The sequence below is a fragment of the Streptomyces phytophilus genome (assembly GCF_013870535.1).
Taxonomy (GTDB): domain Bacteria; phylum Actinomycetota; class Actinomycetes; order Streptomycetales; family Streptomycetaceae; genus Streptomyces; species Streptomyces phytophilus.
This window is the reverse complement of record NZ_JACBXC010000382.1, coordinates 1-4,960: the sequence shown is the minus strand read 5'-3', so window position 1 is coordinate 4,960 and position 4,960 is coordinate 1. Positions and strand designations below refer to the sequence as shown.

Annotated in this window: 1 protein-coding gene; it reads right to left on the bottom strand. The window is 74.7% G+C overall.

What is annotated here, in order from left to right; translation table 11 throughout:
* A partial coding sequence (locus H5J30_RS37480; RefSeq protein WP_181788345.1) for a type I polyketide synthase occupies positions 1–4,960 on the bottom strand: 4,960 nt, incomplete at both ends.

Below are 4,960 nucleotides of genomic sequence, written 5' to 3'. Positions count from 1 at the left end.
GGCGCGCCGCGACTCCTCGCGGTCGTCGGTGTCGACCAGCACGAGGCGGTCGGGGTGCTCCTCCTGCGCCGACCGTACGAGACCCCAGATCGGGGCGTGGGACAGGTTCGGCGACTCGTCGCCGAGGGCCACCGCGTTCCGGGTGACGACGGTCAGGCGGCGGTCCGCGTTCTGCTCGTCGGCCAGCCAGGTCTGGAGCGCGCTCAGGGTGCGCAGCAGGACGGCGCGGGCGGAGTCGGCCGCGTTCCCGGCCGCCACCTCTTCGGCGTCTGCCACGACGAGCAGCGGGTGGTCGTCGCCTCCGGCGGGGGTACGGGCGCCGGGGCGGCCCGGCGGCGCCGACCACTCGACCTCGTAGAGCGAGTCCGCGCGGGTACGCAACTCCGCGACGGGCAGCGGACGCAGCACGAGCCGGTCCACGGAGACGGCGGGAGACCCGTCCGCGTACGTGGCCTCCAGGGCGACCGCGTCGGGGCCGGTGGGGGTGAGGCGGGCACGCAGGGTGGCCGGTCCGGGAGCGGTGGAGGCGTGGAGGCGGACGCCCTGCCAGGTGAAGGGCAGGTGGGGTGAGCCGTCCCCGCGGTCGCCCTGTTCGTCCCCGAGACCGATGGCGTGCAGGGCGGCGTCGAGCAGCGCCGGGTGGACGGCGAACGGGGCCGCGGTGTCCGCGTGGTCGGGGAGGGTCACCTCGGCGAGGATGTCGCCGCCGTGGCGCCAAGCGGCGCGAAGGCCGCGGAAGGCGGGGCCGTAGGTCAGCCCGGTGGCGTCGAGGTGCGCGTAGAGCGGGGCGAGGGAGAGAGGGGTCGCCTCCGCGGGCGGCCAGACGGAGCCGGCGGGCGGCGGCGGTTCCTGCGGGGAGTGCGGCTGGACGGCGGCGGTGGCGTGCCGCGACCAGGGCTCGCCCGCCGGATCGCCGTGGGGCCGCGCGTAGACGACGACGGTACGCCGCCCGCTGTCGTCCGCGTCGCCCACGGTCACCTGGAGATCGACGGCGCCGTCGTCGGGCACGACGAGGGGTGCCTCAAGGGCGAGTTCGTCGAGACGGGCGCAGCCGACGAGGTGGCCGGCGTGCAGGGCGAGTTCGAGGAGCGCGGTCCCCGGGAGGAGGACCGTCCCGGCCACGGAGTGATCGGCGAGCCAGGGGTGGGTGCGCAGGGAGAGGCGGCCGGTGAGGAGCAGGCCGTCGCCGCCGGCGAGTTCCACGGGCGGACCGACCAGCGGGTGCGACGCGGACCCGGCGGGCGCGACGGGGGTGGCGTCGAGCCAGAGGTGCTGGTGCTGGAAGGCGTAGGTGGGCAGGTCGGGCAGGTGGACGGGGGCGGGGGTGGCGGCGGGGGTCGCCGGTCCGTGGGCGTGGGTGTGGGTGTGGGCGAGTGCGAGGGCGAGGCGGTGGGGGGTGTCGTCGTCGCGGTGGAGGGTGGCGTGGGTGACGGCTTGGGCGTCGGCGGTGTCGATGGTGTCTTCGATGGCGGTGAGGAGGCCGGGGTGGGGGCTGGGTTCGAGGAAGTGGCCGTAGCCGTCGGCGAGGAGGGCCTGCACGGTCTGGTGGAAACGGACGGGCGAACGCAGGTTGGTGAACCAGTAGTCGGAGGTCAGGGTGGTGGTGTCGACCGGTCCTGCGGTGACGGTGGAGTAGAAGGGGATGTCGGCGGCCCGGGGTTCGATGCCCGCAAGACGCGCCTCCAAGTCCGCTTCCAGCGGTTGGACCAGCGGGGTGTGGGAGGCGTACGTCACCGGGATACGACGGTGGCGGATGTCGTTCCGTGCGCAGTGTTCCTGCACCGCATCCAACGCACCGGCCGGGCCTGCGACGACCACGGCAGCGGGTCCGTTGACCGCCGCGACCGACACGTCTCCCGAGACGCCGCAGTCCTTGAACAGCGCCTCCGCACCGGACTCATCCAGCGCTACGGACAGCATCCCGCCCGTACCCGCCAAAGCCGTGAGCGCCTGCGACCGCTGGGCGACCACACGCGCCGCATCCTCCAGACTCAACGCCCCCGCGACATGCGCGGCAGCGATCTCCCCCTGCGAATGCCCGATGACCGCATCGGGGCGAACCCCGTGGTGCTCCCACCAGCGGGTCAACGCCACCATCACCGCCCACAGCGCAGGCTGCACCACCTCGACTGGTTCGAGAACGGCGGGGTCGTCGCTGGTGAGTACGTCGAGCAGGTCGAAGTGGACGTGCGGGGCCAGGGCTTCGCCGCATGCGGTCAGCGCCTCCGCGAACACCGGGGAGTCGGCCAGCAGCCGGGCACCCATCCCCACCCACTGCGACCCCTGCCCCGGATAGACGAACACCGTCTTCCCCGGCAGCACCGCCCGCCCGGTCACCACACCCGGGTGCGGCGCATCCGCTGCCAGCGCCTCCAGCCCCGCCAGCAGTTCCTGCTGCCCCTCTCCGACGACCACCGCGTGCCGGGACAGCCGCGCCCGTACCCGCAGCGCCGCCGCGACGGCATCCGGTCGCAGTTCGGGGTGCTCCGCCAGATATCCGTGCAGCATCCCGGCGTACGCGCGCAGCGCCTCGTCTCCGCGCGCGGACAGCGGCACCACCACGGGTCCCGCCGCGGCCAGCCCAGCGGGTTCGGGCTCCGGCTCGCCCTGTTCGAGGATCACGTGCGCGTTCGTGCCGCTGATCCCGAACGACGAGACCGCCGCCCGCCGCGGCCTGTCCACCTCCGGCCACGCGCGGGGCTCCGTCAGCAGCCGTACCGCGCCCGACTCCCAGTCGACGTGCGGCGTCGGCTCCTCCGCGTGCAGCGTCGCCGGCAGTCGGCCGTGCCGCATCGCCTGGACCATCTTGATGATCCCCGCGACTCCCGCCGCCGCTTGCGCGTGCCCGATGTTGGACTTGATGGACCCCAGCCACAGCGGCCGGTCCGCGTCCCGTTCCCGGCCGTACGTCGACAGCAGCGCCTCCGCCTCGATCGGGTCGCCCAGCTCCGTGCCCGTGCCGTGGGCCTCCACGGCATCGACATCGCCGAGGCCCAGCCCGGCGCTGTCGAGCGCCGCACGGATCACCCGCTGCTGGGAAGGCCCGTTGGGCGCCGTCAGACCGTTGCTCGCACCGTCCTGATTCACCGCAGAGCCGCGCATGACCGCCAGCACCCGGTGCCCGTTGCGCCGCGCCACCGACAACCGCTCGACCACCAGCACGCCGACACCCTCGGCCCACCCCGTGCCATCCGCACCCGCCGCGAACGACTTGCACCGGCCATCCGCCGACAACCCCCGCTGCCGACTGAACTCCACAAACGTCCCCGGGCTCGCCATCACCGTCACGCCACCCGCCAACGCCATCTCGCACTCACCCGTACGCAGCGACTGCGCCGCCAAATGCAACGCCACCAGCGACGAAGAACACGCCGTATCCACCGTCACCGCAGGACCTTCCAGCCCGAACGCGTACGACACCCGACCCGACGCCACGCTGCCGGTGTTGCCCGTGCCCACGTAGCCCGCGACCTCGTCGGGCAGCTCCGGGAGCCAGGCGGCGTAGTCGTGGTACATCAGGCCCGTGAAGACGCCGGTGCGGCTGCCGCGCAGCGCGGCCGGGTCGATGCCCGCCCGCTCGAACGCCTCCCAGCTCGTCTCCAGCAGCAGCCGCTGCTGCGGGTCCATGGCGAGGGCCTCCTTCGGCGAGATGCCGAAGAAGTCCGCGTCGAAGTCCCCCGCGTCGTGCAGGAATCCGCCGTGGCGCGCGTAGCTGGTGCCGGGGTGGTCGGGGTCGGGGTGGTAAAGGGTGTGCAGTCCCCAGCCGCGGTTGGTGGGGAAGCCGCTGACGGCGTCCCGGCCGGTGGCGACGAGCTGCCACAGGTCCTCGGGGGAGGTGACGCCGCCCGGGTAGCGGCAGGCCATGCCGACGATGGCGATCGGCTCGTTCGCGTCGGCCGCGGCGGGCGGTGGCGCGGTGGGGGCGGACTCGGCGCGGTCGCCGAGGAGTTCGGTGCCGAGGTAGTCGGCGAGGGCCCGGGGGTCGGGGTAGTCGAAGACGAGCGTCGCGGGCAGGCGGCGGCCGACGGTGTCGGCGAGGCGGTTGCGGAGCTGGACGGCCGTCAGCGAGTCGAAGCCGAGGTCCTTGAAGCCGCGGGTCGGCTCGATGGGGGTGGTGCGCGGGTGGCCGAGCACGGCGGCCACCTCGCCGGCCACGACGTCGAGCAGTGCCGCCTTCCGGTCCTTCGGGGCGAGGGCGGCGAGCCGGTCGGCGAGGGGCACGCCCGCGGCGTCGTCGGCGGTCCGCGCGGCGCGGCGCGGGCCGGTGGCGGGGGCGGGCGCGAGGACGCGCAGGGGTGGGGGCAGCGTCGCGTCGCGGGCGCGGGCGCGGAGGGCGGCGGGTTCGAAGCGTACGGCCGCGAGGTTCGGCTCCGGGTCGCCGATCGCGGCGTCGAAGAGGTCGAGGGCCTGCCAAGTCTCCAGGGGAAGCAGCCCGTTGCGGGCCATCCGCGTGATGTCCGCGTCCGTCAGGTGGGCGGTGATGCCGCTGGTCTCCGCCCACAGCCCCCAGGCGATCGCGTGCGTACGGGGCCGGGCGTGGGCCAGGGCGTCGAGGAAGGCGTTGGCGGCGGCGTAGTTGGCCTGGCCAGGGGTGCCGAGGGCCGCGGTGGTGGAGGAGAAGAGGACGAAGGCCACGTCCGGGAGGTGGGCGGTGGCCCGGTGGAGGTGCAGGGCCGCGTCGACCTTGGGGGCGAGGACGGCGTGCAGGCGGTCCGGGGTGAGGCCGGTGACCAGCGTGTCGTCGGCGACCCCGGCGGTGTGGACCACGGCGCGCAGCGGGTGGCGGGGTTCGATGCCGTCGACGAGCGCGCGGGCGGCCTGCGGGTCGGTGAGGTCGCGGGCGGAGACGGTGACGGTGGCGCCCAGTCCGGTCAACTCGTCGCGCAGGCGGGCGGCGTGGGGAGCCCGGTCGCCCCGGCGGGAGACGAGGTGGAGGTGCCGGGTGCCGTGCCGGGTGACC